This window comes from Streptomyces sp. NPDC048436 (assembly GCF_043200355.1).
In the GTDB taxonomy this organism is placed as follows: Bacteria; Actinomycetota; Actinomycetes; order Streptomycetales; family Streptomycetaceae; genus Streptomyces.
In genome coordinates this window covers 315370-338571 of the sequence record NZ_JBICXP010000001.1, presented here as the reverse complement: position 1 = coordinate 338571, position 23202 = coordinate 315370, and the positions used below count along the sequence as shown (strand labels likewise).

The window sequence follows — 23202 nt, the reverse complement described above, 5'->3', positions numbered from 1 at the left end:
GCGGGCCTGGCACCATGTGTGGGTGACTGCACCGCTGACGCCCTCCCAGCCGCCCCACGACCGGCCCCAGCACGACCCCTGGCAAGCCGCTCAGCCGTCCGGAGCCTCTCCGGCGTACGAGGAGGACGGACCCGGCATGAAGACCGAAGTCCGGCAGGCCGCGGTGATCACGGTCGCGGTGGCCGTGTGCGGCGTACTGCTCGGCCTGCTTTGGATGTGGCTGTCCCCCAGGGTCCCGCTGATCGCCGACGGCGAGGCGGTGTACCTCAAGGACACCGAGGGGGAGCAGGCGATCGGGGTCGACGGAACGTTCACTCTGCTCGCCCTTGCGTTCGGCGTGGTGAGCGGGGTCGTGGTGTTCCTGCTGCGCAAGCGCGGCGGGATCCCCCTGGTGGTCGGGCTGACGGCCGGGGCGCTGCTCGCCGCGGTGATCGGCTGGCGGCTCGGGATCTTCCTGGGCCCCGAGACCGATGTCGCCGCGCACGCGAAGTCCGTGGGCAAGGGTGTGGCGTTCGACGCGCCCCTGGAGCTCAAGGCCAAGGGGGCGCTCCTTGCCTGGCCGGTCGCCGCGCTGCTCGTGCACCTGGGCCTTACCGGCCTCTTCGGGCCCCGGGATCCCGAGCCCTACCCGTTCGACTACGGGGATCCGGGGCGTTCTGAGGGCGGCCCGGAGTCCCCGGGCGCCGTCTGACGGTACGGGTGGCGGCTACGAGGGGCGCCTGCCGTGGTTCGCTTTGCCCTTCCTGGCCCGCCACTTCCGCTTGCGCGTCTTCTTCGACATGGGGTTGGTACTAGTCGAGCCCCGGGCCGCCGTCGAGGGCCTATTCGCGCCCGATCGGGGCCAGTACCGCGCCGGTGAGGCCCGCGAGATCGCCGGGAGCCAGTTCCACCTCAAGGCCTCGGCGGCCCGCCGAGACGCAGATCGTGGCGTGGGCCGACGCCGAGTCGTCCAGGACCGTGCGGAGCTTCTTGCGCTGGCCCAGGGGAGAGATGCCGCCGCGGACGTACCCCGTGGCGCGCTCGGCCGCCGCGGGATCCGCCATCACCGCCCGCTTGCCCGCGACCGCCGTGGCCAGCGCCTTGAGGTTCAGGGTGCCCGCCACGGGGACCACGGCCACCGTCAGCTCGCCGTCGACGTCCGCGACCAGAGTCTTGAAGACCCGCTCGGGCGAGACGCCCATCGCCTGCGCCGCCTCTTCGCCGTACGAGGGATGCGCGGGGTCGTGCTCGTAGGCGTGGACGGTGTAGGCCGCGCCCGCCGCGGTCAGCGCGACCGTCGCGGGGGTGCCGCCCGCGCCCGACTGCTTCTGCTGTTTCTTCTGCTTCTTCGCCAAAGCGCTCGCGCCTTACGTCAGTTGAGGCTTGTGGTGCCGCGCGTGAGGTCCGTCGCGGGCAGCGAGGGCAGATTACGGATGATGGCGGTCTCGGCGCGAAGGAGTTTCAGCTCCTCGTGCAGGCGCGACGCCGTGTCCGGTGCTTCCAGGAGCCGCTGCTTCGTGGGGGTGTCGAGGACGGCCGCCGCCGCGACCAGATACGACACCACGGACGGGTCGTCGGGCAGCTCGGCGCCCGTGGACAGCGACCGCTCGCGCGCCCCCGCGAGCCGCTTCTGGTAGGCGCGGAACGCCCGCAGGACGCCCTCGGCCAGCGTGCCGGCCTCCTCGCCGGGTTCCTCGGGCAGCTCCTCGACCTCCGCGGTCAGGAAGGCTCCCGAGGCGTCCACCGAGTGCAGGCGCACCCGTGAGGTGCCGGTGGCCAGGACCTCGAAGCCGCCGTCGGCGCGCTCCCTGATCGTCGCCGCGTCCGCGATGCAGCCCACCGCGTGGAACGCCTTGAGCGGGTCGTCGCCGAAGCCGGCGGTCGGCCCCTGTTCCGGCTGTGCGGTCGGGTCGGGGAGGCCGGGAGCGCTCGGCGCCACCTCCAGGCCGTCGCGGATCGCGACTACCGCGAAGAGGCGCTGCTCCTCTTCGGGAGTCTTGAGCAGGTCGCGCATCATGGCGCGATATCGCTCCTCGAATACGTTCAGCGGGAGCACGAGTCCCGGGAACAGCACCGAGTTGAGCGGGAAGAGCGGAAGCCGGACGGTGGTCACGAGCCTCAAGCCTAATGGTCGCCGGAGTGCGGACGTCCGCGACCGGTGCGCAGCGGGGTCGTGGACGCCACCTCGATGCGCACGCCGTCACGCAGTTCGAGGAACTGGCCCAGCGGATCGTCGGCCATCCGCTCCCAGGGGAAGGACGTCGCGTAGGGGCCGATGAGGCGCAGCTGCTCGAGGGCGTCGGCCCAGCGTTCAAGGCGCACCAGGACGTACGCGAGGAGATTGCGGACCTCCGCGGGCCAGGGGTCCCCGGCGTCGTACTCCGCGGACAGGGCGATCCCGAGGTCGGCCGCGGCGTCCAGGCGCTCGCGCGGCACGCTCCCCGAAGCGCTGGTGAGATACGCGAACGCCGCCCGCGCCGGCAGCGCCTGGATCAGCGAACCGGGCAGCGCGTCCCGTGCGGCGCGCTCGGCGAAGTCGAAGCACTGGCGGTGCGAGCCGTACCAGTCGGCGGAGAGGTACTGCAGGGCCGAGGCGTGGCAGCCGTAGTGGTGCGCGGAGCGGTGCACCGCCTGGGTCCAGATCTCGTGGAAGACCGAGTGCGGGGCATGGGTGCCGCGCGCGTGGTCCAGGGCGATCCGCCACGGCACGGGGTCACGCGGGTCGGCCTCGGCGGCGGCGGTGAGCAGGGGCGCCGTTTCGCGCAGGAGTTCGGCGCGGGCGGGCGACTCCCAGCCGCGGACGACCGCGAGCTCGGCCTTGACGAGCAGCGCGTCCGGGTCGTGCGGCGCGGCGCACCGCCAGTTGTCGAACCACTCGGAGCGGGAGCGGGCGAAGGCGGCGAGGCGCGTCGTGTAGCGGTCGCGGTTCTCCCACTCGTTGCCCTCGCGGGTGGTGGCGAGCAGCTTGGCCGCGGGGTCGTAGTCGCCCCGGCCCGCGGCGACGAGCGCGGGGCCGAGCCGGTCGTCGGGCGCGTCGAGGAGGACCTCGTCGTCGGGGGTCAGGCCGACGGCCAGGAGTGGGGTGTTCCTGACCATGCGTGCGGTGCGGATCAGAGCGCGCAGGAGTGCCATGGTGTGGGTATTGAAAGCCGCAGGTGGGGGCTGTGTCAGGGGGTAGCGGGTGACGCTTTCGTATCGGTCGTTCGGTTGCCTGACACACGGTCAAGGGAAGGTAAAATCTCCCGCCCCCTGTGTGCGGTCCGCCCCCTCAGTTCCGCCCCCTCAGTTCCTCCGCAGCAGTCTCGTCGCCCCCGCCGCGACCGTCGTGGCAAGGACCCAGCCGAGCAGGATGAGGATCGCCGCGAACCACTGCCAGCCGCCGCGCAACTGCCAGTAGCTGTCCTGGCCGAGGTCGATGACCGGCAGCAGCAGGTCGAGGGAGAACAGCGCCGGGTTCCAGTTCGGATGCTCGCCCGGTTTGATCGCCGGGTGGTCGGCGCGCGAGAAGGCCACCGCGCTCACCGCCCAGAGCACCGCCATCCACAGGGCGGCCCGCCCCGGCCGGTAGCCGTAGGCCACCGTCCAGTCCTGGGCGAAGCCCCAGAGCTTCGCCGCGATCGGCAGGGTCTCGCGGCGCCTGCGCTGCTTGGCGAGCAGCACCTCACGGGCGTCGGCGTCCTCTCCGCCGTTGCGCAGGACCGTGGCCAGCTTCTCGTACGGCTCGGGGTTGTACTCGGCGGTCGCGGCCGCCACCCAGCTCAGCCGCCGGGCCAGCGGGAAGCTGCCGAGGGGGACGAGGTTCTCGTAGCTGAAGCCGCCCATCTGGAGGCCGCCGGGGCCGGGCCAGCTGGTCGACTTGTCGATGAGGTTGACCACCTTGGCGCCGGACAGAATGATCTTTCCGCGCTCCGGTGCCTCGCCGAGGAACCGCAGCTCGGGGGTCTGGACCCGGCGCAGCGACACCTCCTGGTCGTTCTCCAGGACGAAGCGGGCCTGGGCCAGGTCGACGGCGTCGCCGAAGCGGCCGTCGTCGAGCCGGATGCCGCCCTGGCACTCGAAGCGCTGGACGCGGGTGCCGCGCGCGGGGGTCGTGCCGCTGGTCATGGGCGGATCGCCCAGCGCGGCGGGCGTCATGTAGAGCGTGCGCTCCACGGTCATCTGCGGGGCGTTCAGCGCCCGGCGGCCGTACGGATTGGCGAGCTTGCTGCCGCGCAGGCTGAAGGAGACGCCGATCTTCGCGCCGCGCAGGCTCAGCTCGCCGTGCGACTCCATCATCTCGGCCTGGAGGTCCTGGCCGACCGAGAGCCCGTCGCCCATGATCGAACGGCCTCGCCGGTCGCGGTAGATCACGGCCTGGTTGATCAGCAGGTCGGTGCCGATCTGGGCGTCCGTGAGCCGCATCCCGTTGTGGATCCGGCAGCGCGGCAGATGCAGATCGCCCTCCGTGTGCACCCGGGCCGCCTCCACGCGCGGGATCGAGCAGTTGACCAGGCGCAGCGTCGTGAACTTCGCCTCCGGCAGAAGCACTTCCTTCTCGAAGCGGCAGTGCTTCAGCTCGGCGTAGGGGAGCACCTCGCCGCCCGCCAGATCGAGTACGTCCGTGATCTGCAGTCCCGCGAGCTTCAGGGAGGAGACGCGGCCGGAGAGCGCGGGAGGCCCGTCGAGCAGGAGCATGCACACGATGCGCGCGCGCACGCTGCGCTCGGGTCCCCAGGGGTGGCCGCCGTGCGGATCGTCCGCCATCGCGTCCCCCGACCGGAGGTCGTAGACGCTGCCGTTGCGGAAGGCCTGCCACATGCCGTGCTCCGCGGCGGTCAGTCCATCCGGCGGATCCCCGATGCCGGTGTCGTCGACCACTGCTGGTGTCCTCCCCGTACTGCGATGCGATTGTTTCTCGTACACCTGTTCATGCCCGCTCGGTGACGGGCTGAACGCTAGTGGTGAACGTGGTCTGCCGGGAGATATATCAGCCAGTGATACGGGCGTCCGACCGTGAATGCGGGTCTGAGAGAATTGGCCCTGTGATCTCCCGAATCGATCTGCGCGGCGACGCCCTCCCCGAGGGCCCCGCCCTGCGCGCCCTGCTGCCCCGTGCCGACTTCGACGTCGCGGCCGCCCTGGAGAAGGTGCGGCCCATCTGCGAGGACGTGCATCATCGTGGCGACGCGGCGCTGATCGAGTACGCGGAGAAGTTCGACGGCGTAGGCCTTACGCAGGTCCGCGTGCCCGCAGCCGCCATCGCCGACGCCCTGACCGGCCTCGACCCGCTCGTACGCGAGGCGCTCGAGGAGTCCATCCGGCGCGCCCGCGTCGTCCACCGCGAGCAGCGCCGCGCCCCGCACACCACCCAGGTCGTGCCCGGCGGCACCGTCACCGAGAAGTGGGTACCGGTCGAGCGCGTCGGCCTTTACGCACCCGGCGGCCGCTCCGTCTACCCGTCCTCCGTGATCATGAACGCGGTCCCGGCGCAGGAGGCGGGCGTCGAGTCGATGGCGCTCGCGTCCCCGCCGCAGAGCGACTTCGACGGACTGCCGCACCCCACGATCCTCGCCGCCTGCGCCCTCCTCGGCATCGACGAGGTGTACGCGGTGGGCGGCGCCCAGGCCGTCGCGATGTTCGCGTACGGCACCGAGACCTGCGCCCCCGCCAACATGGTCACAGGGCCCGGCAACATCTGGGTCGCCGCCGCCAAGCGCTACTTCACCGGACGCATCGGCATCGACACCGAGGCAGGCCCGACCGAGATCGCGGTCCTCGCGGACGACACCGCCGACGCGGTGCACGTCGCGTCCGACCTGATCAGCCAGGCCGAGCACGACCCGCTCGCCGCCGCCGTCCTCGTCACCGACTCCGTGGCCCTGGCCGACGCCGTCGCCAAGGAGCTGGAACCGCAGGTCGCGGCGACCAAGCACGTCGAGGACCGGATCGTCCCGGCCCTGAGCGGCCGCCAGTCCGCGATCGTCCTGGTCGACGGCCTGGACGAGGGGCTGCGTGTCGTCGACGCGTACGGCGCCGAGCACCTGGAGATCCAGACCGCGGACGCCGCCGCCGTCGCGGAGCGCGTCAAGAACGCGGGCGCGATCTTCGTGGGCCCCTGGGCCCCCGTCTCGCTCGGTGACTACTGCGCGGGCTCCAACCACGTGCTTCCGACCGGCGGCTGCGCCTGCCACTCCTCGGGCCTCTCGGTCCAGTCGTTCCTGCGCGGCATCCACATCGTCGACTACACGCGCGACGCGCTCGCCGACGTCGCGCACCACGTGGTGACGCTCGCCGAGGCCGAGGACCTGCCGGCGCACGGTGCGGCCGTCAAGGCGCGGTTCGGATGGAAGGTGCCGGGCCAGTGAGCACCGTACGCATCGACGATCTCCCCGTACGCGACGAACTGCGCGGCAAGACCCCCTATGGCGCGCCCCAGTTGGACGTACCCGTACGCCTGAACACGAACGAGAACCCCTACCCGCTCCCCGAAGCGCTCGTCGAGCGCATCGCCGAGCGCGTGCGCGAGGCGGCCCGCGACCTCAACCGCTACCCGGACCGGGACGCGGTCGAGCTGCGCACCGAGCTGGCGCGCTACCTCACCCGCACCGGCGGCCACGAGGTCACTCTCGCGAACGTCTGGGCGGCCAACGGCTCGAACGAAGTCATCCAGCAGCTCCTGCAGACCTTCGGCGGCCCCGGACGCACCGCCATCGGCTTCGAGCCCTCGTACTCGATGCACGGACTCATCGCACGCGGCACCGGCACCGGCTGGATCTCGGGCCCCCGCGGCGAGGACTTCACGATCGACGTCGACGTGGCGGTGAAGACCATCGCCGAGCACGAACCCGACGTCGTCTTCATCACCACGCCCAACAACCCCACGGGCAACGCCGTCCCGGCCGACACGGTCCTCGCGCTCTACGAAGCCGCCCAGGCCGCCAATCCCTCGATGGTCGTGGTCGACGAGGCGTACGTGGAGTTCAGCCACGGCGACTCGCTGCTCCCGCTGCTCGCGGGACGCCCGAACCTCGTCATCTCCCGCACCATGTCGAAGGCCTTCGGCGCGGCCGGGCTCCGGCTCGGCTATCTCGCGGCGGATCCGGCGGTGGTCGACGCCGTACAGCTCGTACGCCTGCCCTACCACCTGTCGGCCGTCACCCAGGCGACCGCGCTCGCCGCCCTTGAGCACACCGACACGCTCCTGAAGTACGTCGAGCAGCTCAAGCGGGAGCGCGACCGTCTGGTGAGCGAGCTGCGGGCGATCGGCTACGAAGTGACCGACTCGGACGCCAACTTCGTCCAGTTCGGGCGATTCGAAGACGCCCACGCGGTCTGGCGGCGGATCCTCGACCGAGGCGTCCTGGTCAGGGACAACGGAGTACCGGGCCGACTGCGCGTCAGCGCGGGAACCCCGGAAGAGAACGACGCGTTCCTCGATGCGGTACGCGAACTGAAGAAGGAGCAGCTGGCATGACTCGCGATGGCCGCGTCGGAAGAACAGAGCGCACCACCAAGGAGACGTCGGTCCTCGTCGAGATCGACCTCGACGGCACCGGCAAGGTCGACGTCTCGACGGGTGTCGGCTTCTACGACCACATGCTCGACCAGCTCGGCCGCCACGGCCTCTTCGACCTCACGGTCAAGACCGAGGGCGACCTGCACATCGACACCCACCACACCATCGAGGACACCGCCCTCGCCCTGGGCGCCGCCTTCAAGCAGGCGCTCGGCGACAAGGTGGGCATCTACCGCTTCGGCAACTGCACGGTCCCGCTCGACGAGTCGCTCGCCCAGGTGACCGTCGACCTGAGCGGCCGCCCCTACCTCGTGCACACCGAGCCCGAGACCATGGCGCCGATGATCGGCACGTACGACACGACGATGACCCGGCACATCCTGGAGTCCTTCGTCGCGCAGGCCCAGATCGCCCTGCACGTGCACGTTCCCTACGGCCGCAACGCCCACCACATCGTGGAGTGCCAGTTCAAGGCCCTGGCCCGCGCCCTGCGCTACGCATCCGAGCGCGACCCGCGCGCCGCCGGGATCCTCCCCTCCACGAAGGGCGCGCTGTAAAGCCATGACCGGTCTCAACACCATCCTCATCGTCGTCGGCCTCTTCCTGATCGGCGGCATCATCTCCTTCGTCAAGCAGGGGATGCCCAAGGGCCTGATCACGCTGCTCTCCATCGGCGCGGCCATGTGCCTCGTCGCGGGGATCATGCGGCTCGACTACTGGAACTGAGGGGACGTACGCGACATGAGCACTCCCCAGAAGAAGGTCGTCGTCTTCGACTACGGCTTCGGGAACGTCCGTTCCGCCGAGCGCGCCCTCGCGCGGGCCGGCGCCGACGTCGAGATCACCCGTGACTACGACACGGCCATGAACGCCGACGGCCTCCTCGTCCCCGGCGTCGGCGCCTTCGCCGCCTGTATGCAGGGGCTCAAGGAGGCGCGCGGCGACTGGATCGTGGGCCGCAGGCTCGCGGGCGGCCGTCCCGTGATGGGCATCTGCGTCGGCATGCAGATCCTCTTCGCACGCGGCATCGAGCACGACGTGGAGGCCGAGGGCCTCGACGAGTGGCCCGGCACCGTCGAGCCGCTGAAGGCCGACATCGTCCCGCACATGGGCTGGAACACGGTCGAGGCGCCCGAGGGCTCCCAGCTGTTCGCGGGCCTCGACGCCGAAGCCCGCTACTACTTCGTGCACTCGTACGCCGTGCACCACTGGGACTTCGAGGCCGGCAACCCCGCCTTCCGCGCCCCGAAGGTCGCCTGGACCACGCACGGCGAGCCCTTCGTGGCCGCCGTCGAGAACGGCGCCCTGTGGGCCACGCAGTTCCACCCCGAGAAGTCCGGCGACGCCGGCGCCCAGCTCCTCACCAACTGGATCGGAACCCTCTAGGGATGTCAGGGATTTCTGTGAGCAAGCTCGAACTCCTCCCCGCCGTCGACGTCCGCGACGGCCAGGCCGTACGCCTCGTCCATGGCGAGTCCGGATCGGAGACCTCCTACGGCTCCCCGCTGGAGGCCGCCCTCTCCTGGCAGCGGTCGGGCGCCGAGTGGCTGCACCTCGTCGACCTGGACGCCGCATTCGGCACCGGCGACAACCGCGCGCTCATCGCCGAGGTCGCGGGCGCCATGGACATCAAGGTCGAGCTGTCCGGCGGCATCCGCGACGACGACACGCTCGCCGCGGCCCTCGCCACCGGCTGCACCCGCGTGAACCTCGGCACCGCCGCCCTGGAGACCCCGGAGTGGGTCGCCAAGGTCATCGCCGAGCACGGCGACAAGATCGCGGTCGGCCTCGACGTGCGCGGCACGACGCTGCGCGGCCGAGGCTGGACCCGCGACGGCGGCGACCTCTACGAAACCCTTGCGCGCCTCGACTCCGAGGGCTGCGCCCGCTATGTCGTCACCGACATCGCCAAGGACGGCACGCTCCAGGGCCCGAACCTGGAGCTCCTGCGCAACGTCTGCGCGGTCACGGACCGCCCGGTCGTCGCGTCGGGCGGCGTCTCGTCCCTCGACGACCTGCGCGCGATCGCCGAGCTCGTCCCGCAAGGCGTCGAGGGCTCGATCGTCGGCAAGGCGCTGTACGCGAAGGCCTTCACGCTCGAAGAGGCCCTCGCCGCGGTGGCGACGTCATGAGTGACCTCGTCCGCAGGGTGAGCTCGGGCGGACCGTGGGAAGAGGCCATCGGCTACTCCCGCGCCGTCGAGCTGCCCAACGGCCTTGTCCTGGTGTCGGGTTGCACGTCGGTGGTGGACGGCGTCATAGACGCGGGAACCCCCTACGAGCAGGCAGCCAACGCCTTCCACGTCGCCATCGAGGCGCTGAAGAAGCTGGGCCTCGGCCGCGAGCACGTCGTACGCACCCGCATGTATCTGACCCACGCGCGCGACGTGGAGGAGGTCGGCAGGGCCCACAAGGAGCTCTTCGACGACGTCCGCCCCGCCGCGTCGATGCTCATCGTCTCCGGCTTCATCGACCCGAGTCTGGTCGTCGAGGTCGAGGTCGAGGCGTACGGCCCCGGGGCACGGGGAGGCGTGGAATGACGCTCTCCGTACGAGTCATCCCCTGCCTGGACGTGGACAACGGCCGCGTCGTCAAGGGCGTCAACTTCCAGAACCTGCGGGACGCGGGCGACCCCGTCGAGATGGCCAAGGTGTACGACGCCGAGGGCGCCGACGAGCTCACCTTCCTGGACATCACGGCGTCCTCCGGCAACCGCGAGACGACGTACGACGTGGTCCGCCGCACGGCGGAGCAGGTCTTCATCCCGCTCACGGTGGGCGGCGGCGTCCGCACGGCGGAGGACGTCGACAAACTCCTTCGGGCCGGCGCGGACAAGGTGGGCGTGAACACGGCCGCCATCGCGCGCCCCGAACTGATCCGCGAGATCGCGGAGCGGTTCGGCCGTCAGGTGCTCGTGCTCTCTGTGGACGCGAGGCGGACCCCCTCCGGAAGCTTCGAGGTGACGACCCACGGCGGCCGAAAGTCCGCCGGGATCGACGCCGTCGAGTGGGCGCATCAGGCCGCCGAGCTCGGCGCGGGGGAGATCCTCCTCAACTCGATGGACGCGGACGGCACCAAGGACGGCTACGACATCGAGATGATCGCGGCGGTACGCCGTCACGTCACCGTCCCGGTCATCGCGTCCGGCGGCGCGGGCCGCCTGGACCACTTCCCGCCCGCGATCGCGGCGGGCGCGGACGCGGTGCTCGCCGCGTCGGTCTTCCACTTCGGGGATCTGCGGATCGGCGAGGTCAAGGACACGCTGCGGGAGGCGGGCCACCCGGTTCGCTGAGCTGCTCTTCCCGCTTTTCGCGTAAGCCCTGGTCACTGGGTGGCCAGGGCTTCGCGTTGCCCAGTTGGGAAGGGAAAGTTGCGCAATTTATATTGCGCAAGTTTCCTTTTGTATCTACGGTCGAAGCATGAACGACAAGCAGGAGCCTCCGCCCCGCGAGAACCGCCGGATCACCGACGTCGGCACGCTGAAGGCCTTCGGACACCCGCTGCGGCTGAAGATCTACGGCACCCTGCGCGTCTCGGGTCCGTCGACCGCCTCACAGGTCGCCGCCCAGGTCGACGAGGCGGTCTCCCTGGTCAGCTACCACCTGCGCAAGCTCGCCGAGCACGGCCTCATCGAGGAGGCCGAGGCGCAGAGCGGGGACGCGCGGGAGCGGTGGTGGCGGGCCGCGCAGGACAACCTGAGCTTCCGCCACGAGGACTTCAAGGACACCCCGGAGGGCGCCGCCGTGCACACGTCGGTCATCCGGACGCTTATCGCGCGGCGCCACGAGCAGTACGAGACCTACCTCGACCAGCAGGCCGCCTGGGGCGAGCAGTGGCGCTTGGCAGCCGACCAGTCGGACTTCCTCGCCCGTCTGAACTCCGCCGAACTCACCCGCCTCAACGCCGAGATCCACGCCCTGATCAAGACGTACGAGGAGCAGGGCAAGGCCGCCGAGGCGGCGGGCGACACCGAGGGGCGCGAGAACGTCGCGCTGCATCTGGCCAGCTTCCCGTTCCGGCTCTGAGAGGGCTGACCCTTGTGACCACCACCGGCATACGCACGGCTCCCGCTCCCGTCTCCGAGAAGCCCGCTCACCGCGACGGCAACGTCCTGCGCTGGCTCAGCGCCTACACGGCCTCGATGGTCGGCGACAGCGTCTACTTCGTGGCGCTCTCCTGGGCCGCCACCCGCGGCGGCAGCCCTGCCCAGGCAGGACTCGTCCTCGCCGTCGGCTCCGTCCCGCGGGCCGCGCTCATGCTCGGCGGCGGCGTGATCGCCGACCGGTTCGGACCGCGCAGGGTGGTCATCGGGAGCGACGCGGTGCGCTGCGCGGTGATCCTCGCCGTGACCGCGCTGCTCCTGGTGACCGCTCCCGGGATCTGGCTCCTGGTCCTGGTCGCCCTGGTTTTCGGCGCCGTCGACGCGCTGTTCCTGCCGAGCGTCGGTGCCCTGCCGCCCCGCATCACCGCTCCGGGCCAGCTCGGCCGGGTGCAGGGCATGCGGGGCTTCGCGCAGCGCGTCGCCACGGTGGCCGCCGCGCCGCTGGGCGGTTTCGCGGTGGCGTTGGGCGGGCCCGCTGCCGGGTTCGGCGTGGCGGGGGCGCTGTTCGCGGTGTCGCTGGTGCTGCTGATGGCGGTCCGCGTCCACGAGTTGCCCCCGGACGAGCGGGCGGGCGCGGCCGACGGCGTCCGGAGCCAGCTCGTGGGCGGCCTGCGGTACATCCGAAGGCACCAGGTGCTCGCCCCGCTGCTCCTCGTCGCCGCCGTGATGGAGCTGGGCTTCGCCGGGCCCGCCAACATCGGCGTCGTCCTGCTCGCCGAGGAGCGGGGATGGGGCGCGCCCGGCATGGCGTGGACCGTGGGCGGCTTCGGTGTCGGCGCGGGCGCCGCGGCGCTGCTGCTCGCCGTGCGGGGGCGCATAGGGCGGGCCGGAGCCGTACAGGCCTGGGGAGTGGTCGTGGGCTCCGTCGCGCTCGCCGCGATCGGCTTCGCCCCTTCCGTCGCCATGGCGGCGGTGGCCGGGCTCTGCGTCGGCCTCTGCACCGGCCTCGGCGGCGCGCTGATCGCCGCCCTCGTCCAGACCGTCACCGAGCCCGCCTACCTGGGCCGCGTCACCTCCGTGGCGACGCTCTTCACGGTGGGCATCGCCCCCATGACCTACCCCGTGGCCGGCGCGGCCATCGGCGCCTGGGGCATCGAGCCGGTCTTCGCGGCAAGCGCGGCGGTGAGCGCAGCGGGCGGGGTGCTCGGCCTCTGCTCCGGCGCCCTGCGCCACGCCGAGCTGCCTCGCTGAGGGAGGCGGCTAGTCGCCGGACGGCAGCCCCTGCATCAACTGCACCAGATTCCCGACGGAGTCATCAAGCACCGCCGTGATCACCGGCCCCTGCTCCTCAGGCCCCTGCGCGAACCGCACCCCCAGGCCGACGAGCCGTTCATGCTCGGCCCGTACATCGTCGACCCCGAAGACGATGCAGGGGATCCCCGCCTCGTACTGAGCCTTGCGATAGGGCTCCGCGATGGGTCCGTCGCCCGGCTCCAGGAGCAGCTCGGCGTCGTTGCGCCCACCGCCCGCCGTGCCCACCGTGACGAAGGGCTCTCCGCCCCCCGGTACGACGTGATGCCGGGTCTCGAAGCCCAGTACGTCCGTGTAGAAGGCGTGCGCTCTCGCCACGTCGTCGACATAGACGCCGGTCATCGCGACCCGGATCATCAGATGCCCAGCTGCTTCGTCTCGTGCAGCTTGGCGATCGCGTCCTTGTCGCCGTCCAGTTCGACGTTCGCCGCGTCCTGCCGTCCGTGGACGAACATGAGCAGCTCGGACGGCTCGCCGGTCACCGTCACCACGGGCGTGCCCCGGTGCGCCACCGCCGTCTGGCCGTCCGGGCGCCGCAGGACCATGCCCACCGGCGCCTTGCGGCCCATGAGGCGGGCCATCCGTTCAAGGCGGGACCACAGGGTGTCGGAGAAGACCGGGTCGAGCTCGCGCGGCGTCCAGTCGGGCCGGGCGCGGCGCACGTCCTCGGTGTGGACGTAGAACTCGACGGCGTTGGACGCCTCGTCGATCTGCTTGAGGGAGAAGGGCGAGAAGCGGGGCGGTCCTGTCCTGATCAGCTGGATCAGTTCCTCGTACGGCTTCGCGGCGAACTCGGCCTGCACCCGTTCGAGGCGCGAGGCGAGCTGCTTGATGAGAAGCCCGCCCGCGGCGTCCGCGCGGCGCTCGCGGACCACCACATGGGCCGCGAGATCACGGGTGTTCCAGCCATCACAGAGGGTCGGGGCGTCAGGGCCCTCGGCCTCCAACAGGTCGGCGAGGAGAAGTCGTTCACGCTTGGCATGGGTCGACATGCCATCCACCCTACGACCGCATACCCCGTCCGCCCAGTAGACGCGGGCCTGCGGCCCCCAAGAGCGCGGCACAATGGCCCAATGACCGCCACGCCCCCGCCCAGCAGCCTCGACCCCGAGATCGCCGCCCGCCTCAAGCGCGGCGCGGACGGACTCGTCCCCGCCATCGCCCAGCAGTACGACACCGGCGAGGTGCTGATGCTGGGCTGGATGGACGACGAGGCGCTGCACCGCACGCTCACCACGGGACGCTGTACCTACTGGTCGCGCAGCCGCCAGGAGTACTGGGTCAAGGGCGACACCTCCGGGCACTTCCAGTACGTGAAGTCCGTGGCCCTCGACTGCGACGCGGACACCGTCCTGGTCCAGGTCGACCAGGTCGGCGCCGCCTGTCACACCGGCACCCGCACGTGCTTCGACGCCGACTCCCTCACGGTCACCTTCACCGGCACCGGAGCGTGATCGTCTCGCCGTCCCGCAGCACGATGCGGGACGGGTCGCCCGCCCAGCGGCGCCCGGCGACATCGCCGCGGCACTTCTCCCGTACGCCGCTGACGCCCCACTCCGTCATGAACTGACCCAGCGTGAAGTCCCGCCACTTCTCCGACTCCACGTGCAGCGTGCCGGTCGTGTCGTGCGTGTGCAGCGGGCTGTAGCGCGGCTTCGGGCCCGAGCGGTCGATGCCGATGTCCGCGGGGACCGTGACGGGACGCCCGTCCGAGTACACCTTCAGGGTGGTGTGGATGTGCATGTCCATCGCCTCGGAGTCGAGCATCTCAAGACCGGCCGCCTTGACCCTCTCGGGTACGTCCTTGGGGGCGGGCCAGACCACGGGTTCGGGGGCGGCGGCCGCGAACGCGGTCGAGGCGAGGAGGAGGGCGAGGGCAGGCACCGTACGGCGCTTCATAGTCGTCACCGTCCACTTCTAGTGGCTCGCGTTCCACGAACCGACCAGCAACACAGCCTCCCACCCGCACGGCCGTAAGCTCCTCCCCATGGATGTCGAGACCTTCCGCAAGCTCGCGACCGACCGCCGAGTGATCCCCGTCAGCCGCAGACTCCTCGCGGACGGTGACACTCCCGTCGGGCTCTACCGCAAGCTCGCCGCCGAGCGCCCCGGCACGTTCCTCCTGGAGTCCGCGGAGAACGGCCGCTCCTGGTCCCGCTACTCCTTCGTCGGCGTCCGCAGCGCCGCCACCCTCACCACCCGCGACGGCGAAGCCCACTGGCTGGGCACCCCGCCCGTCGGCGTCCCCACGACGGGCGACCCGCTGGACGCCCTGCGCGCCACCGTCGAGGCCCTGCACACCCCGCACGACCTGGCGTCCGGGATGCCGCCCTTCACCGGAGGCATGGTCGGCTATCTCGGGTACGACATCGTGCGGCGCCTGGAGAAGATCGGCCCGGGGGAGCGGGACGATCTCCAGCTGCCCGAGCTGACGATGCTCCTCACCAGCGACCTCGCCGTCCTGGACCACTGGGACGGCTCCGTGCTCCTGATCGCCAACGCGATCAACCACAACGACCTGGAGACGGGCGTCGACGAGGCGTACGCCGACGCCGTCGCCCGGCTCGACGCCATGGAGGCCGACCTGTCGCGGGCGCTCTCCCAGCCCCCGGCCGCGCTCCCGCCCTCAGAGCTTCCGGAGTACACCGCGCTGTGGGGCGGCGAGCAGTACCAGGAGGCCGTCGAGGACATCAAGGAGCGCATCCGCGCGGGCGAGGCCTTCCAGGTCGTCCCCTCGCAGCGCTTCGAAACCCCTTGTGACGCGAGCGCCCTTGACGTCTACCGCGTGCTGCGGGCCACCAACCCGTCGCCGTACATGTACCTCTTCCGCTTCGACGGGTTCGACGTGGTCGGGTCCTCGCCGGAAGCCCTCGTCAAGGTCGAGGACGGGCGCGCCATGGTGCACCCCATCGCGGGCACCCGGCCGCGCGGCGCCACCCCGCGGGAGGACCAGGCCCTCGCCGACGAGCTGCTCGCCGACCCCAAGGAGCGGGCCGAGCACCTGATGCTGGTCGACCTGGGCCGCAACGACCTGGGGCGCGTCTGCGAACCCGGCTCGGTCGAGGTCGTCGACTTCATGTCCATCGAGCGGTACTCGCACGTCATGCACATCGTCTCGACGGTCACCGGACAGGTCGCCGAAGGCCGCACCGCCTTCGACGTCCTCACCGCCTGCTTCCCCGCGGGCACCCTCTCCGGCGCCCCCAAGCCCCGCGCGATGCAGATCATCGACGAACTGGAGCCCTCCCGGCGCGGCCTGTACGGCGGCTGCGTCGGCTACCTCGACTTCGCGGGCGACTCCGACACCGCCATCGCCATCCGCACCGCGCTCCTGCGCGAGGGCACGGCGTACGTCCAGGCGGGCGCCGGGGTGGTCGCCGACTCCGACCCCGTGGCCGAGGACACCGAGTGCCGCAACAAGGCGGCGGCCGTCCTGCGGGCCATCCACACGGCGAACCGGCTGCGGCGCACCGATGGACGTGAGGGATAGTGGAGGGGTGACTTCAGCCGTACCACCGCCCCGCACCCAGGCTGCCGACGCCGTCGAGCCCGACGCCGAGCCCGAGACCCGGGCCCAGCGCAGCGGCCGGCGCAGCATCGCCGTGGCCCTGCTGCTCGGTGCCGTCGGCGCGGCCCTCGCGCTGCTCGCGTCCCGCCAGACGTGGGCCAACGGCACCGCCACCGTGGCGGGCGGCGAACTGCCGCTGAGCGCCACGGGCAGCGACGTCACGGGCGTGCCCGCGGCCCTGGCGATAGTGGGCCTCGCCTCGCTCGTCGCCGTCTTCGCGGTCCGCAGGGCAGGGCGCATGCTCGTCTCGCTGCTGCTCGCGCTGAGCGGCGCGGGCACCGTGGCCGCCGCCCTGCTCGCCGCCGACGACAGCGGCGCGCTCGACGAGAAGGCCGCCGAGGCCTCCGGCGACACCGCCGCCACGATCGGTGATCTCAGCCACACCGGCTGGCCGTACGCGGCGGCCGCCGCCGGCGCGCTGATCCTGATCGCCGGGCTGCTGGCGCTGACGTACGGCAAGTCCTGGCCCGCCATGTCGGGCCGCTACGAACGCGACGGCGCGCCGCGCCCCCGCAAGGCGCCGCCCACGGTGGACCCGGACCGGCCCGAGGACCTGTGGAAGGCCCTCGACCGCGGCGAGGACCCGACCCGCGAGGCATGACCCCGCGCTCACCCACGGGCGCGCGTACGGGACAATGGACCGGTGAGTGTTCGACTCACCACCATGCATACAGCAACGAGGAGCAAGTCATGGCGGGCAACAGCCACGGACACACCCCGGCCGCCTGGACCGGTGTCATCATCGCCTTCGTCGGTTTCTGCGTATCGGGTGCCTTCATGGTGATGGCCAACCCGATGGGCTTCTGGGCCGGAATGGTCATCATCGCCATCGGTGGCGTCGTGGGCATGGCCATGCGCGCCGCGGGCCTCGGCCAGGAGAAGCGCACGGCGCAGTCGAAGGGGCAGCTCGCGCACTCCGAGGGCTGAGTTCCCGCAGACGTACGTGGAAGGCGGTACCGGCGGTGGCCGGGGCCGCCTTCTTTCGTGTTTCCCTGCCGGGCGCAGGCCGCCGCCGAGGGGCACAATGCATCGGGTGAACGCTGAACCCGAGAGCGCGGCACCACCCGTCGGCCCCGCCCTGCGACGGCTCGCCGTGCCCGTCGGCGTGCTCGCCTCGGTCGCCGCCGCCTTCGCCTACGTGGGGACGGTCGACCCGAACGAACCGGGCCACTACCCCGCGTGCCCGCTGCTGCGGCTCACCGGCGTGTTCTGCCCCGGCTGCGGCGGACTGCGCAGCGCCCACGCGTTCATCCACGGTGACTTCGCGACGGCACTGGGCGCCAACGCGCTCGCCGTCGCCGGGTACGGCCTCTTCGTGGTCGTGTGGACCCTCTGGGCGGTGCGGGCGGCGCGCGGGCAGCGGCTGCGGATCGACTTGGGGACCGCGCAGCTGTACGGGATCGGGGTGCTGATCGCGGTGTTCACCCTCGTACGCAATCTGCCGTTCGGGGCATGGCTGCACCCCTGATATTTCGAGAAAGCGCAGGCAGAGGCGGTATCGGGTGTCCAGGACGTGGGACTGGCGTCAACCGGATGCGAGCCCTTCGCCCTCCTGCGGATACCATCGCAAGTGACCATCGGAATGCCTGAACAGGCAGCCGAACAGCTTGAGGTGCAACAGCAGCTTCACCGTCAGGGAAGGGGGCCGCTCGCGTGAGTGTGCTCGACGAGATCATCGACGGAGTCCGTGCCGACCTCGCGGAACGGCAGGCGCGCGTCAGCCTCGACGAGCTCAAGGAGCGCGCGGCGAAGGCTCCTGCGGCCAAGGACGGGGTCGCCGCGCTGCGTGGCGACGGCGTGAAGGTCATCTGCGAGGTCAAGCGCTCCAGCCCGTCCAAGGGCGCTCTCGCCGCGATCGCCGACCCGGCGGGGCTCGCCGCCGACTACGAAGCCGGTGGCGCCGCCGTCATCTCCGTGCTCACCGAGGAGCGCCGCTTCGGCGGTTCGCTCGCCGACCTGGAGGCCGTCCGGGCCAAGGTCGACATCCCGGTGCTCCGCAAGGACTTCATCGTCACCTCGTACCAGCTGTGGGAGGCCCGCGCCTACGGCGCCGACCTCGCCCTGCTGATCGTGGCCGCCCTGGAGCAGCCCGCCCTGGAGTCGCTCATCGAGCGTGCCCATTCGATCGGCCTCACGCCGATCGTCGAGGTGCACGACGAGGACGAGGCCGAGCGGGCCGTGGACGCGGGCGCGCGGGTCGTCGGTGTCAACAACCGCGACCTCAAGACCCTGAAGGTCGACCGCTCCACCTTCGAGCGCGTCGCGCCCGAGCTGCCGGACAGCATCGTCAAGATCGCCGAGTCCGGTGTGCGAGGCCCGCACGACCTCATCGCCTTCGCCAACGCGGGCGCCGACGCGGTGCTTGTCGGAGAGTCCCTCGTCACCGGCCGCGACCCGAAGTCCGCGGTCTCCGACCTGGTGGCCGCCGGCGCGCACCCCGCGCTGCGGCACGGACGGAGCTGACCTCACCCATGTCCCTCGCCGCCCGCCTCGCACCCGGCTGCCGCCCCCGCGGCTGCCGGGCGCCCGCGCGACGCGTGCGGGGCAGGCGGGTGCGGTACCACATCGGGGCAGAACCGGGCCAGATCCCTGGGATGCGATGGCAGGGCGGCGCCTTGACCGCCGCCGCGAGCTGAAGCGCCCCTTCTTTTAGGGGCGCGGGACTGTGTCTATTTGCGGCTCCGCCGCGTGGGCGCGACCAGCCCAGGACGGGCCGCAGCCGCGATAGAAACCTGACCAGCAACGGCGCCAGGGCGTACCCATGCCAGACGTCCATCCCAGACCCGGGGCTCCGCAACGCCCCAGGGAGGTATCCGCCATGCCCAGCCAGTTCTTCATCCCCGACCCCGAGGGTCAAGTCCCCACCGCCGAGGGCTACTTCGGCGCGTTCGGCGGCAAGTTCATCCCGGAGGCCCTCGTCGCCGCCGTGGACGAAGTCGCCGTCGAGTACGAGAAGGCCAAGAACGACCCAGCCTTCGCCGCCGAGCTCGACGACCTCCTCGTGAACTACACCGGCCGCCCCAGCAGCCTCACCGAGGTGCCCCGGTTCGCCGAACATGCCGGTGGCGCACGGGTCTTCCTCAAGCGCGAGGACCTGAACCACACCGGCTCGCACAAGATCAACAACGTGCTCGGCCAGGCCCTGCTCACCAAGCGCATGGGCAAGACCCGCGTCATCGCGGAGACCGGCGCCGGACAGCACGGCGTCGCCACCGCCACCGCCTGCGCGCTCTTCGGCCTCGACTGCACCATCTACATGGGCGAGATCGACACCGAGCGCCAGGCCCTGAACGTGGCCCGCATGCGCATGCTCGGCGCCGAGGTCATCGCCGTGAAGTCCGGCAGCAGGACCCTGAAGGACGCCATCAACGAGGCGTTCCGCGACTGGGTCGCCAACGTGGACCGCACGCACTACCTCTTCGGGACCGTCGCGGGACCGCATCCCTTCCCCGCCATGGTCCGCGACTTCCACCGCGTCATCGGCGTGGAGGCACGCCGCCAGATCCTGGAGCGGGCCGGGCGGCTGCCCGACGCCGCCGTCGCCTGTGTGGGCGGCGGCTCCAACGCCATCGGGCTCTTCCACGCCTTCATCCCGGACGCCGGTGTCCGCCTCGTCGGGTGCGAGCCCGCGGGCCACGGCATCGAGACCGGCGAGCACGCGGCCACGCTGACCGCCGGCGAGCCCGGCATCCTGCACGGCTCACGCTCGTACGTCCTCCAGGACGAGGAGGGCCAGATCACCGAGCCCTACTCGATCTCCGCCGGACTCGACTATCCCGGCATCGGCCCCGAGCACGCCTTCCTCAAGGACAGCGGGCGCGGCGAGTACCGCGCGGTCACCGACGACGCGGCCATGCAGGCCCTGCGCCTCCTGTCGCGCACCGAGGGCATCATCCCGGCCATCGAGAGCGCGCACGCGCTCGCCGGGGCGCTCGACCTCGGCAAGGAGCTCGGCAAGGACGGGCTGATGATCATCAACCTGTCCGGCCGTGGCGACAAGGACATGGACACGGCCGCGCGCTACTTCGGCCTGTACGACACGGACGCCGCCGTAGAGGCGGACGCGGCCGGCAGCGGCGCGGAGATCGAGGGAGACGCCAAGTGAGCGGCAACATCCAGCTGTTGGGCGACACCCTCGCAGCCGCGAAGTCCGAGGGGCGCTCCGCCCTCATCGCCTACCTCCCGGCCGGGTTCCCGACCGTGGACGGCGGCATCGCGGCCATCAAGGCCGTCTTCGACGGCGGCGCCGACGTCGTGGAGGTCGGCCTCCCGCACAGCGACCCCGTCCTCGACGGTCCCGTCATCCAGACCGCGGACGACATCGCGCTCAAGGCGGGCCTGAAGATCGCCGACGTGATGCGCACGGTGCGCGAGGCATACGAGGCGACGGGGAAGCCGGTGCTCGTCATGACGTACTGGAACCCGATCGACCGCTACGGAGTCGAGCGCTTCACCGCCGAACTCGCCGAGGCGGGCGGCGCGGGCTGCATCCTGCCCGACCTGCCCGTCCAGGAGTCGGGCCTGTGGAGGGAGCACGCCGAGAAGCACGGCCTCGCGACGGTCTTCGTCGTCGCGCCGAGCAGCAAGGACGAGCGCCTCGCCACCATCACGGCGGCCGGCTCCGGCTTCGTGTACGCGGCGTCGCTGATGGGCGTCACGGGTACCCGCGCGTCCGTCGGTGAGCAGGCGCAGGAGCTGGTACGGCGCACCAAGGCCACCACCGACCTGCCGGTCTGTGTGGGCCTCGGCGTCTCCAACGCCCGCCAGGCCGCCGAAGTCGCGGGCTTCGCCGACGGCGTGATCGTCGGTTCCGCCTTCGTCCAGCGGATGCTGGACGCCGAGGACGAGACCGCGGGCCTCGCCGCCGTCCGCGCGCTCGCGGGTGAGCTCGCCCAGGGAGTCCGCGGCAACGTGTAACTCGTATGGGTGGACCTGGGACCGGGGAGGCTGCTCGTGCCTCCCCGGTTCGTTGGCCGGGGTGTGAGCGAGAAGAACCGTGAGGGAAAGCGCGCGGCCCGCGACCGGCTGGCGGAAGAGCGAGAGCGGCAGAAGTCGCGGGACAAGCAGCGCAGGGTGTTGATCGTGAGCGCGGCTGTCGTGGGCGTGCTCGCCCTGGCCGCCGTGGCGGGCCTGGTCGCCGCCAACTCGGGCGACGACAAGGACACTTCGGGCCCCTTGTCCGCCCCCGAGGGGGCGACCGGCAAGGACCGGCTCGCGATCCCCGTCGGCAAGGCCGGCGCCAAGTCCACCCTCACCGTCTGGGAGGACTTCCGCTGCCCCGCCTGCAAGCAGTTCGAGGACACGTACCGCGCGACGATCCATGAACTCACCGACAAGGGCCAGCTCAAGGTCGAGTATCACCTGGCCACCATCATCGACGGGAACATGGGCGGCAGCGGCTCCCTGCGCGCCGCCAACGCGGCGGCCTGCGCCCAGGACGCCGGGAAGTTCACCTCGTACCACGACGTGCTGTACAAGAACCAGCCCGCCGAGACGGACGACGCCTTCGCCAAGAACGGCAAGCTGATCGAGCTCGCGGGTCAGGTGGACGGCCTCGACACAGCCACCTTCAAGAAGTGCGTGAACGACGGCAAGCACGACAGCTGGGCCACCAAGTCGAACAAGGCCTTCCAGGACGCGGGCCTCCAGGGCACGCCGAGCGTGCTCCTCGACGGGAAGAACATCTTCGGCGACCAGAAGAACCCGCTGACCCCGGCGAAGCTCAAGGCGAAGGTCGAGGAAGCGAACAAGGGCTAGCGTGGGCCGGCGCGGCTCCCCACCATGGGGCGCCTGTTATGGAGACGTAGCCGGGCTGGTTGCCTCGGGCACCGCCCGGCACGGTAGCGTCGGACCTGCCATGGACCTTGCCTTCATTCCCAGCCCGTCACGCGGTGTGGTCGAACTCGGACCCATCCCGCTCCGCGGCTACGCGTTCTGCATCATCATCGGCGTCTTCGTCGCCGTCTGGCTCGGCAACAAGCGGTGGATCGCTCGCGGAGGCCGACCAGGCACCGTGGCCGACATCTCCGTCTGGGCCGTGCCGTTCGGCCTCGTCGGCGGACGGCTCTACCACGTGATCACGGACTACCAGCTGTACTTCAGCGAGGGCCGTGACTGGGTGGACGCCTTCAAGATCTGGGAAGGCGGCCTCGGAATCTGGGGCGCGATCGCGTTCGGCGCGGTCGGTGCCTGGATCGGCTGTCGCCGCCGCGGCATTCCGCTGCCGGCCTGGGCCGACGCGCTGGCCCCCGGTATCGCCTTCGCCCAGGCGATCGGCCGCTGGGGCAACTGGTTCAACCAGGAGCTGTACGGCAAGGCCACGGATCTTCCCTGGGCGCTGAAGATCACGTCGGCGGAGGACGGGCGCGTGCCCGGCACCTACCACCCGACGTTCCTGTACGAGTCCCTCTGGTGCATCGGCGTCGGCTTCCTGGTCATCTGGGCCGACCGCCGCTTCAAGCTGGGCCACGGCCGGGCCTTCGCGCTGTACGTCGCGTCGTACTGCGCCGGACGCGGCTGGATCGAGTACTTGCGCGTCGACGACGCCCACCATGTGCTGGGCCTGCGCCTCAACGTCTGGACTGCCATCGCGGTGTTCATCCTCGCGGTCGTCTACTTCGTCCTCTCGGCGAAGAAGCGCCCCGGGCGCGAGGAGATCGTCGAGCCCGCACCGGATGGCGAGGACGGCGACAAGGACAAAAACAAGGACAAGGACAAGGACGAGGACAAGGACGGGGCTGCGGCCGAAGCCGAAGCCGAAGCCGAATCCGAATCCGGGGCCGAATCCGCCAAGAAGGGCTGAGGCTCC

The 23202-nt window shown here is 71.2% G+C and carries 29 protein-coding genes; 22 read left to right on the top strand and 7 right to left on the bottom strand.

The window, feature by feature from the left end; all coding sequences use genetic code 11:
- Window positions 1-22 precede the first annotated feature (22 nt).
- A complete protein-coding gene (locus ACGFX9_RS01610; protein WP_393463206.1) occupies window positions 23-691 on the top strand; it encodes a DUF2567 domain-containing protein in 669 nt (222 codons plus the stop codon).
- 130 nt (window positions 692-821) lie between these two features.
- Here the strand turns inward: ACGFX9_RS01610 and ybaK are convergent, their stop codons facing one another.
- From ybaK to ACGFX9_RS01590, 4 genes are all read right to left on the bottom strand, one after another.
- Window positions 822-1334, bottom strand: coding sequence for a Cys-tRNA(Pro) deacylase (ybaK, locus tag ACGFX9_RS01605; protein ID WP_393463204.1), 513 nt, complete (start codon window positions 1332-1334; stop codon window positions 822-824).
- A gap of 17 nt (window positions 1335-1351) precedes the next feature.
- Window positions 1352-2092, bottom strand: a complete 741-nt coding sequence (locus ACGFX9_RS01600) for an LON peptidase substrate-binding domain-containing protein (protein WP_393463202.1) — start codon at window positions 2090-2092, stop codon at window positions 1352-1354.
- Window positions 2093-2103: 11 nt separating this feature from the next.
- Window positions 2104-3111, bottom strand: coding sequence for a hypothetical protein (locus ACGFX9_RS01595; protein WP_393463200.1), 1008 nt, complete (start codon window positions 3109-3111; stop codon window positions 2104-2106).
- A gap of 150 nt (window positions 3112-3261) precedes the next feature.
- Window positions 3262-4776: an oxidoreductase gene (locus tag ACGFX9_RS01590; RefSeq protein ID WP_393465521.1), complete on the bottom strand. Its 1515-nt coding sequence runs from the start codon at window positions 4774-4776 to the stop codon at window positions 3262-3264.
- 224 nt (window positions 4777-5000) lie between these two features.
- Between ACGFX9_RS01590 and hisD the strand changes: the two genes are divergently transcribed.
- From hisD to ACGFX9_RS01540, 10 genes are all read left to right on the top strand, one after another.
- Window positions 5001-6323, top strand: a complete 1323-nt coding sequence (gene hisD, locus ACGFX9_RS01585; RefSeq protein ID WP_393463198.1) for a histidinol dehydrogenase — start codon at window positions 5001-5003, stop codon at window positions 6321-6323.
- Window positions 6320-7432, top strand: a complete 1113-nt coding sequence (locus tag ACGFX9_RS01580) for a histidinol-phosphate transaminase (protein WP_393463196.1) — start codon at window positions 6320-6322, stop codon at window positions 7430-7432. The genes hisD and ACGFX9_RS01580 overlap by 4 nt, the downstream gene beginning before the upstream one ends.
- The gene (hisB, locus tag ACGFX9_RS01575; protein ID WP_393463195.1) at window positions 7429-8031 is read left to right on the top strand and encodes an imidazoleglycerol-phosphate dehydratase HisB; all 603 of its coding nucleotides are present in this window, start codon (window positions 7429-7431) and stop codon (window positions 8029-8031) included. The genes ACGFX9_RS01580 and hisB overlap by 4 nt, the downstream gene beginning before the upstream one ends.
- A 4-nt stretch (window positions 8032-8035) precedes the next feature.
- Complete coding sequence (locus ACGFX9_RS01570) at window positions 8036-8200, top strand: hypothetical protein (protein ID WP_361826800.1); 165 nt, start codon at window positions 8036-8038, stop codon at window positions 8198-8200.
- Between the two features lie 15 nt (window positions 8201-8215).
- Window positions 8216-8860 (top strand): imidazole glycerol phosphate synthase subunit HisH, encoded by a 645-nt coding sequence (hisH, locus tag ACGFX9_RS01565; protein WP_393463193.1) that lies wholly within the window; start codon window positions 8216-8218, stop codon window positions 8858-8860.
- A 17-nt stretch (window positions 8861-8877) separates the two neighbouring features.
- A complete protein-coding gene (priA, locus tag ACGFX9_RS01560; RefSeq protein ID WP_393465517.1) occupies window positions 8878-9606 on the top strand; it encodes a bifunctional 1-(5-phosphoribosyl)-5-((5-phosphoribosylamino)methylideneamino)imidazole-4-carboxamide isomerase/phosphoribosylanthranilate isomerase PriA in 729 nt (242 codons plus the stop codon).
- Window positions 9603-10013, top strand: a complete 411-nt coding sequence (locus ACGFX9_RS01555) for a RidA family protein (protein ID WP_393463192.1) — start codon at window positions 9603-9605, stop codon at window positions 10011-10013. Before priA ends, ACGFX9_RS01555 begins: the two co-directional genes overlap by 4 nt.
- Complete coding sequence (gene hisF / locus ACGFX9_RS01550) at window positions 10010-10765, top strand: imidazole glycerol phosphate synthase subunit HisF (protein WP_393463190.1); 756 nt, start codon at window positions 10010-10012, stop codon at window positions 10763-10765. Before ACGFX9_RS01555 ends, hisF begins: the two co-directional genes overlap by 4 nt.
- Window positions 10766-10892: 127 nt before the next feature.
- Window positions 10893-11498, top strand: a complete 606-nt coding sequence (locus ACGFX9_RS01545) for a helix-turn-helix domain-containing protein (protein WP_393463188.1) — start codon at window positions 10893-10895, stop codon at window positions 11496-11498.
- Window positions 11499-11512: 14 nt separating this feature from the next.
- A complete protein-coding gene (locus tag ACGFX9_RS01540) occupies window positions 11513-12766 on the top strand; it encodes an MFS transporter (protein ID WP_393463186.1) in 1254 nt (417 codons plus the stop codon).
- 9 nt (window positions 12767-12775) lie between these two features.
- On the opposite strand, the gene ACGFX9_RS01535 is transcribed toward ACGFX9_RS01540, so the two are convergent.
- Both ACGFX9_RS01535 and ACGFX9_RS01530 read right to left on the bottom strand, forming a co-directional pair.
- The gene (locus ACGFX9_RS01535; protein WP_393463184.1) at window positions 12776-13183 is read right to left on the bottom strand and encodes a VOC family protein; all 408 of its coding nucleotides are present in this window, start codon (window positions 13181-13183) and stop codon (window positions 12776-12778) included.
- On the bottom strand, window positions 13183-13818 hold the full coding sequence (locus ACGFX9_RS01530) for a TIGR03085 family metal-binding protein (RefSeq protein WP_393463182.1): 636 nt from the start codon (window positions 13816-13818) through the stop codon (window positions 13183-13185). The genes ACGFX9_RS01535 and ACGFX9_RS01530 overlap by 1 nt, the downstream gene beginning before the upstream one ends.
- A gap of 81 nt (window positions 13819-13899) precedes the next feature.
- Between ACGFX9_RS01530 and hisI the strand changes: the two genes are divergently transcribed.
- Complete coding sequence (gene hisI, locus ACGFX9_RS01525; protein ID WP_393463180.1) at window positions 13900-14280, top strand: phosphoribosyl-AMP cyclohydrolase; 381 nt, start codon at window positions 13900-13902, stop codon at window positions 14278-14280.
- On the opposite strand, the gene ACGFX9_RS01520 is transcribed toward hisI, so the two are convergent.
- Window positions 14261-14725, bottom strand: a complete 465-nt coding sequence (locus ACGFX9_RS01520; protein ID WP_393463178.1) for a hypothetical protein — start codon at window positions 14723-14725, stop codon at window positions 14261-14263. The genes hisI and ACGFX9_RS01520 overlap by 20 nt on opposite strands.
- A gap of 88 nt (window positions 14726-14813) precedes the next feature.
- Between ACGFX9_RS01520 and ACGFX9_RS01515 the strand changes: the two genes are divergently transcribed.
- The 10 genes from ACGFX9_RS01515 to lgt all read left to right on the top strand — a co-directional run bounded on the left by ACGFX9_RS01515 (window position 14814) and on the right by lgt (window position 23196).
- Window positions 14814-16316 (top strand): anthranilate synthase component I, encoded by a 1503-nt coding sequence (locus tag ACGFX9_RS01515; RefSeq protein ID WP_393463177.1) that lies wholly within the window; start codon window positions 14814-14816, stop codon window positions 16314-16316.
- Entirely contained in the window at window positions 16300-16995 is a 696-nt protein-coding gene (locus ACGFX9_RS01510; protein ID WP_393463176.1) for a TIGR02234 family membrane protein, read from the top strand. The genes ACGFX9_RS01515 and ACGFX9_RS01510 overlap by 17 nt, the downstream gene beginning before the upstream one ends.
- Before the next feature lie 89 nt (window positions 16996-17084).
- Window positions 17085-17321 (top strand): HGxxPAAW family protein, encoded by a 237-nt coding sequence (locus ACGFX9_RS01505; protein WP_393463175.1) that lies wholly within the window; start codon window positions 17085-17087, stop codon window positions 17319-17321.
- Between the two features lie 97 nt (window positions 17322-17418).
- Window positions 17419-17862 (top strand): DUF2752 domain-containing protein, encoded by a 444-nt coding sequence (locus ACGFX9_RS01500; RefSeq protein ID WP_393463174.1) that lies wholly within the window; start codon window positions 17419-17421, stop codon window positions 17860-17862.
- A 185-nt stretch (window positions 17863-18047) separates the two neighbouring features.
- The gene (trpC, locus tag ACGFX9_RS01495; RefSeq protein ID WP_393463173.1) at window positions 18048-18857 is read left to right on the top strand and encodes an indole-3-glycerol phosphate synthase TrpC; all 810 of its coding nucleotides are present in this window, start codon (window positions 18048-18050) and stop codon (window positions 18855-18857) included.
- 8 nt (window positions 18858-18865) lie between these two features.
- Window positions 18866-19030, top strand: a complete 165-nt coding sequence (gene trpM / locus ACGFX9_RS01490; RefSeq protein WP_393463172.1) for a tryptophan biosynthesis modulator TrpM — start codon at window positions 18866-18868, stop codon at window positions 19028-19030.
- Window positions 19031-19212: 182 nt separating this feature from the next.
- Entirely contained in the window at window positions 19213-20499 is a 1287-nt protein-coding gene (gene trpB, locus ACGFX9_RS01485) for a tryptophan synthase subunit beta (protein WP_393463171.1), read from the top strand.
- A complete protein-coding gene (gene trpA, locus ACGFX9_RS01480) occupies window positions 20496-21311 on the top strand; it encodes a tryptophan synthase subunit alpha (protein WP_393463170.1) in 816 nt (271 codons plus the stop codon). The genes trpB and trpA overlap by 4 nt, the downstream gene beginning before the upstream one ends.
- Before the next feature lie 63 nt (window positions 21312-21374).
- A complete protein-coding gene (locus ACGFX9_RS01475; RefSeq protein ID WP_393463169.1) occupies window positions 21375-22151 on the top strand; it encodes a DsbA family protein in 777 nt (258 codons plus the stop codon).
- Between the two features lie 100 nt (window positions 22152-22251).
- Window positions 22252-23196, top strand: coding sequence for a prolipoprotein diacylglyceryl transferase (lgt, locus tag ACGFX9_RS01470; protein WP_393463168.1), 945 nt, complete (start codon window positions 22252-22254; stop codon window positions 23194-23196).
- Window positions 23197-23202: the final 6 nt, after the last annotated feature.

Excerpts from the sequence above, each read along its gene's own strand:
- ACGFX9_RS01505 (WP_393463175.1), top strand. The coding sequence starts at position 17,085 with ATGGCGGGCAACAGCCACGGACACACCCCGGCCGCCTGGACCGGTGTC.
- hisB (WP_393463195.1), top strand. The coding sequence starts at position 7,429 with ATGACTCGCGATGGCCGCGTCGGAAGAACAGAGCGCACCACCAAGGAG.
- ACGFX9_RS01530 (WP_393463182.1), bottom strand. The coding sequence starts at position 13,818 with ATGTCGACCCATGCCAAGCGTGAACGACTTCTCCTCGCCGACCTGTTG.
- ACGFX9_RS01595 (WP_393463200.1), bottom strand. The coding sequence starts at position 3,111 with ATGGCACTCCTGCGCGCTCTGATCCGCACCGCACGCATGGTCAGGAAC.
- trpM (WP_393463172.1), top strand. The coding sequence starts at position 18,866 with ATGTCCCTCGCCGCCCGCCTCGCACCCGGCTGCCGCCCCCGCGGCTGC.
- ACGFX9_RS01590 (WP_393465521.1), bottom strand. The coding sequence starts at position 4,776 with ATGTGGCAGGCCTTCCGCAACGGCAGCGTCTACGACCTCCGGTCGGGG.
- hisH (WP_393463193.1), top strand. The coding sequence starts at position 8,216 with ATGAGCACTCCCCAGAAGAAGGTCGTCGTCTTCGACTACGGCTTCGGG.
- ACGFX9_RS01500 (WP_393463174.1), top strand. The coding sequence starts at position 17,419 with ATGCATCGGGTGAACGCTGAACCCGAGAGCGCGGCACCACCCGTCGGC.
- ACGFX9_RS01515 (WP_393463177.1), top strand. The coding sequence starts at position 14,814 with ATGGATGTCGAGACCTTCCGCAAGCTCGCGACCGACCGCCGAGTGATC.
- ACGFX9_RS01570 (WP_361826800.1), top strand. The coding sequence starts at position 8,036 with ATGACCGGTCTCAACACCATCCTCATCGTCGTCGGCCTCTTCCTGATC.
- ACGFX9_RS01510 (WP_393463176.1), top strand. The coding sequence starts at position 16,300 with ATGGACGTGAGGGATAGTGGAGGGGTGACTTCAGCCGTACCACCGCCC.
- ACGFX9_RS01535 (WP_393463184.1), bottom strand. The coding sequence starts at position 13,183 with ATGATCCGGGTCGCGATGACCGGCGTCTATGTCGACGACGTGGCGAGA.
- ACGFX9_RS01555 (WP_393463192.1), top strand. The coding sequence starts at position 9,603 with ATGAGTGACCTCGTCCGCAGGGTGAGCTCGGGCGGACCGTGGGAAGAG.
- ACGFX9_RS01545 (WP_393463188.1), top strand. The coding sequence starts at position 10,893 with ATGAACGACAAGCAGGAGCCTCCGCCCCGCGAGAACCGCCGGATCACC.
- ACGFX9_RS01520 (WP_393463178.1), bottom strand. The coding sequence starts at position 14,725 with ATGAAGCGCCGTACGGTGCCTGCCCTCGCCCTCCTCCTCGCCTCGACC.
- hisF (WP_393463190.1), top strand. The coding sequence starts at position 10,010 with ATGACGCTCTCCGTACGAGTCATCCCCTGCCTGGACGTGGACAACGGC.
- lgt (WP_393463168.1), top strand. The coding sequence starts at position 22,252 with ATGGACCTTGCCTTCATTCCCAGCCCGTCACGCGGTGTGGTCGAACTC.
- hisI (WP_393463180.1), top strand. The coding sequence starts at position 13,900 with ATGACCGCCACGCCCCCGCCCAGCAGCCTCGACCCCGAGATCGCCGCC.
- trpB (WP_393463171.1), top strand. The coding sequence starts at position 19,213 with ATGCCCAGCCAGTTCTTCATCCCCGACCCCGAGGGTCAAGTCCCCACC.